The organism is Galactobacter sp., assembly GCF_022712295.1.
In the GTDB taxonomy this organism is placed as follows: domain Bacteria; phylum Actinomycetota; class Actinomycetes; order Actinomycetales; family Micrococcaceae; genus Galactobacter.
In genome coordinates this window covers 1-4,883 of the sequence record NZ_JALAGT010000083.1, presented here as the reverse complement: position 1 = coordinate 4,883, position 4,883 = coordinate 1, and the positions used below count along the sequence as shown (strand labels likewise).

Annotated in this window: 3 protein-coding genes; all 3 read right to left on the bottom strand. The window is 64.7% G+C overall.

The features are described 5' to 3' along the window. Window positions 1–929 precede the first annotated feature (929 nt). Genes Q0A15_RS06345 through Q0A15_RS06335 form a run of 3 tightly spaced genes read right to left on the bottom strand, consistent with a single transcriptional unit; the run spans window position 930 to window position 4,635 of the window. On the bottom strand, window positions 930–1,772 hold the full coding sequence (locus Q0A15_RS06345; protein WP_291278683.1) for a transglutaminase family protein: 843 nt from the start codon (window positions 1,770–1,772) through the stop codon (window positions 930–932). After that, window positions 1,760–2,701, bottom strand: coding sequence for an alpha-E domain-containing protein (locus Q0A15_RS06340; RefSeq protein WP_291278682.1), 942 nt, complete (start codon window positions 2,699–2,701; stop codon window positions 1,760–1,762). Before Q0A15_RS06340 ends, Q0A15_RS06345 begins: the two co-directional genes overlap by 13 nt. Further along, a complete protein-coding gene (locus tag Q0A15_RS06335; RefSeq protein ID WP_291278681.1) occupies window positions 2,695–4,635 on the bottom strand; it encodes a circularly permuted type 2 ATP-grasp protein in 1,941 nt (646 codons plus the stop codon). The genes Q0A15_RS06340 and Q0A15_RS06335 overlap by 7 nt, the downstream gene beginning before the upstream one ends. Window positions 4,636–4,883: the final 248 nt, after the last annotated feature.

Genomic DNA, 4,883 nt, shown 5'->3' with positions numbered 1-4,883 from the left:
TCCCCTGAGGTGGTGTGTCCCCCTGAGCGGATCCCCCGATTCGCTTCCATGCACTAACTCTACTAGCACAGAACAACCAGAGCCAGTGCTTTTCTTAACTGCCAGGTGATTCCCAGATAACCGGGGTGGCATCAGGTCGATAATCCACAAACTGTGGACGACACGCCGATAAATGGCGATAAGAACAATCTTTAGACTGGAAAATCGACTTTCATTCCCTAGGGGAAGTGGATAGCGGCGGCCAGCACGATACCCACGGTGTCCCGCACGCGCGGGGTGGGGCGCGCGTACCGCTGGCGGAGGGGCCGCCGTGTCAGAGACGACAGGACAAACAGAGTGCGAGCCGGAGTGCATCGATACGAGCTGACACAGGGCGCCGCAGGGCAGGGCACGGCACGGCAGGGCACGGCACGGCAGGGCGCAGCCCGGCAGGGCGCAGCCCGGCAGGACACGGCAGGGTGCAACGAATCCAAGCAGAGTTGGTAGGGACTGAATGGGCGGCGCAACGAACCGAAGCGATCTGAGTGTCGGCGAGGGCGTTCGATCTCGGGCGCCACCGACTCGGTATGCCCACCCTTGTGGGCAAGCAAGATGGGATGCCCCTTCAAACCGCTTGATCCCCCCGGGGCCTAAGAAGCGACACTGGAAGCCGGGCGAATGTCATTCTGTCGTGGGTGATTTTGCAGCGAACAACAAAAGGATCAGGACTACAGCGGATTACGTGCACCCATGAATTCGCTTACGGCAGTCCGAAGAATAGGTTCCCTCCCGATATATCCTTTGGACAATCGCCGGCTGCCCGGACGCAGCTCGGCCCCTGAAACGTGGTGCGTTCCGGGGCCGTCGTTCAGGGCATGCCGGTCGTTCAGGGCGCGCCGCCCAAAGCGCGCTCACCCGCGAGCTTCAAGGCCGTGGTTCCGGGGAGTCGATCAGAGCAGCGTGATCTCCACCTTGGCGTCCATCTTGGACCCACCGACACCGTCATACACGCCACGAACGGGCGGCACGTCGCGATAGTCGCGGCCATGGCCAACCATCACGTAGCGTTCGCCGATCATGGTGGCGGTGGTCGGGTCGAATCCGATCCACTTCCCCGCATAGAACTCGATCCAAGCGTGGGCCTCGCCCTCTACGGTCACGCCCGCCTCGGGCTCCTTGGAAGGATGGAGGTAACCGGAGATGTAGCGTGCGGGGATCCCGACCGACCGTAGTGCGCCGATCACCACGTGGGCCATGTCCTGGCAGACGCCTTTGCCTTGTTCCCACACCTCGTAGGCCTTGGAATGCACGGTGGTGACGCCAGGGACGTACTCGATCCGAGACGCCACCTCCTGGGCGATCGAGAGGGCGGAGGCCCCGACGTTGTGCCTGTCCACCAGCCCGGAGGCGAGTTCAGCGACTTCGTCAGGTGCCGCCGTCAGCGGTGTGCAGGTCAGCGACTCCGCCAGGATCAGATCCAAGCGACTACGTCGCGTCACTTCCTTCAGCGAGATGGGCTCCTGCGGCTGCTGCGCACCACGGGTCACCACGACGGTGGAGTCCGCCCGAACGGAGAGGCCACTGTGGGGCTGCTGAATCTCGAACTCATGCACCCGGGTGCCGAAACAGTCCACGGATTCACGTGTGCGGACCGCCGGATCAACACTGACCTGGTGGGACAGCAGCATTTGCTCTCCGAACCCGTACGGAGAAACCCGTACCTCGTTGTAGGACGCGGCGATCTGTGACTCGTAGTCGAAATCGATGGTGTGAGTGATCCTCAGTCGAGCCATGTGCTGCTCCCACTCCAGACGGGTTGGATGTAATCGGGGAAGTATCTGCGCCTCACGGCCTCGGTCGCGGCGACCACAGCATCCTGGAGCCTGTGCATCCATCCCTGCAGGTCCTCTGCGATCTCGACCGCGGGAACGTAAGCAAGGTCGCCCCTGGTACGCCCCAGCACCGCGATGGCACCGCCGGGCACCAAGGTCCGAGTACGGTCCGGCTCCAGAGCCACGAGTGACTCCATGGCCTGGTCGAGGCTGGTCAGCACCGACCGGGGGAAGACGCGCCCGCGCACCAGGAACTCGGCTACGGAACGGTCGGAGATGACGCCACGCTGGGCCCTCAGGAAGGACTCATAACCACCGCAGGAACGCAGCACCTCGACCCAGTTGGGGGTGCGCGCGTCCTTGGCCGGAACGCCTCGCGAGGCAATGAGACGGCTCGTCATGTCCGCCCGCTCCAGCGCACGCCCCAGGGCCATGTACTGCCAGCCCTCGTCGTGAATCATGGAGGCGTCCGCGATGGCCAGTGCCAGCATCGCCTGGTGCCGCACCCAAACAAACACTCCGTGCTCTCGCCCCGGCCGCACTTGTTTGGGCAGCTTGGCCCGGTTGGTGTTGAGTGCCTCCCAGAACTCCGCGGAGATGACCTCACGAATCCGACGAGCGTTCTCACGCGCTGCCTCGAAGCAGAACGCCACCGAGGCCGGATCATTGCGTTCGATCAGTAGTCGCTGAATCAGCTCATCCCGTGTGATGGTTTCTTCCGGCTCCGGGCACCCCAACACGGCCAGCAGGCCCCGGCAGGTCAGGTCCTCATCCGCCCACGGGTCGGTGACCAGGGAGGAGATGTTGACGTCCAGCATGCGTGCCGTTCCTTCGGCGCGCTCGACATACCGCCCGATCCAGAACAGGCTCTCTGCGATGCGACTCAGCATGAGCCACCTCCCTGCTGTTGCTGCTCCTGCTGTTGTTGCAGGCCCCTGACTTCTTCACCCGCTGCTCCCGCGTCCGCGCCCGACACATCCGGTGCCGGGAAACGTACCGGTTCCGGGGTCGGCGCGATCTCCACGAGTTCAGGAACGTCGGGGAACTCCGGTTCCGCAGGATCGGTGGCCTCCTCGGGCTCTGCCGGTTGCCCAGACTCTGCCTGCTTCCCATGCACGACGGGCGCGGCCGCCTCCCCGTCCTCGGCCGGATCCGCCGGGGTCGCCACCCCAGGCGCTTCCGCCACTTCCGGGACCTCGACGGTGTCCGGTGCGGGTTCGCTCGGCCGCTTGGAGTCCTCGGCGATGCCGAGGTCACCGCCCTGCACCACGATGTTCAACGCCACGGTGTCCAGCCCCACCTCGGACGGTGCGGCGTCGTCGGGCAGCGAGTCCAGGCCCAGGACGTTGGAGGAACGCACGCCGTCGATGACCCAGGTGTCCTTGGAACCGCCGCCCTGCGAGGAATTCACCACCAGTTGCCCCTCGGGCAGCGCCACTCGGGTCAGTCCGCCCGGCAGCACCTGGATGTTTCCGGAGTCGTTCACGGCGAAGGGACGCAGATCGGCGTGCCGCGGCCGGATGCCCCCGTCCACCAGCGTGGGCAACGTGGAGAGCACCACCATGGGCTGGGCGATCCAACCGCGCGGGTCGGTCCGCAGCTTCTTCGCCATGAGTTCCCGCTCGCGTGCAGAGGAGTCCGGGCCGATCAGGATGCCCTTGCCACCCGCTCCGTCCACGGGCTTGACCACGAGCTCGTCCAGCCGATCCAGGACCTCCTCCAGGGAGTCCGGTTCCTCCAGCCTCCAGGTGGGGACGTTCTCCAGGATGGGTTCCTCGCCGAGGTAGTACCTGATCAGGTCCGGGATGTAGGTGTACATCAACTTGTCGTCGGCCATGCCGTTGCCGACCGCGTTGGCCAGGGTGACGTTCCCTGCCCGTGCCGCGGCAAACAGGCCAGGCGTACCCAGCACGGAATCCGGCCGGAAGCTCACCGGGTCGAGGAAGGCGTCGTCCACGCGGCGGTAGATCACGTCCACCTGCCGCGCGCCGCGTGTGGTCCGCATGAACACACGCCCGTCACGGCAGTAGAGGTCCGAGCCCTCCACCAGCTCCACGCCCATGAGCCGGGCCAGCAACGTGTGCTCGTAATAGGCCGAGTTGTAGACGCCCGGCGTCATGACCACCACGGTGGGGTCTTCCACGCCTTCCGGCGCAGAGTTCCGCAGCGACTGCAGCAGCATGGACGGATAGTGATCCACCGGTCTCACGCGGGAGGAACGCATCATCTCCGGCAAGGTCTGACCGATGGCCTCTCGATTGGAGATCACATAAGAGACCCCGGACGGGATCCGGACATTGTCCTCCAGCACCCGCATGGTCCCGTGTTCGTCCCTGATCAGGTCGATACCCGCCACGTGGATGCGCACCCCGTTGGCCGGGTGCACGCTGCGCGCCGGCCTGAAGTAGTCGGATGAGGAGGCCACCACGGTGGCAGGCAGGACGCCGTCCTTGATGGCGCGTTCCTCGGTGTACACATCCTCCAACAGCGCCTCGAGCGCCTTGACCCGCTGCTTCACGCCGGATTCGATGTGGTCCCATTCCGCAGCGTGAATGATGCGTGGAAGCGGGTCGAGGGGAAAGGCTCGTTCCTCGCCGGCGAAGTCGAAGGTCACGCCGGATGAGAGGTAGTTGGTGGCCAGTGCGTCGGCTCGGTTGCGCAGCTCGCCGCTGTCGATGACCTTCAGTGCGCGATGCACCTGTTGGTAGGGCGGCCTGGCGAGAGAGCTCGATCCCGGGTCGGAGAACATCTCGTCCCAAGCGGAGACACCCGCCACCGAGCGCCGCGCAGGAATCTCGCCGTAGTTTTCGAACAGATCCGACATGCCCCCTATTGAGCCACTTTCACGTTTCGAACGTGATTCAAGTCGCAACATGGGGTGTTTCCTGTGTCACAATTTCCAACCCATTGCGTTGTGATTTACATCACTCCTATACTCCTGCTGCACTCCCACATCCTCCGACGCCACCCACAACGGCCGACGGCGGTGCTCGCCTCGCGTACGCGAGGCGAGCACCGCCGTCGGCCGTTGTGGGTGGCGTCGGAGGATGTGGGAGTGCAGCAGGAGTATAG

Coding starts and splice junctions, on each gene's coding strand:
- Q0A15_RS06345 (WP_291278683.1), bottom strand. CDS start 1,772: ATGGCTCGACTGAGGATCACTCACACCATCGATTTCGACTACGAGTCA.
- Q0A15_RS06340 (WP_291278682.1), bottom strand. CDS start 2,701: ATGCTGAGTCGCATCGCAGAGAGCCTGTTCTGGATCGGGCGGTATGTC.
- Q0A15_RS06335 (WP_291278681.1), bottom strand. CDS start 4,635: ATGTCGGATCTGTTCGAAAACTACGGCGAGATTCCTGCGCGGCGCTCG.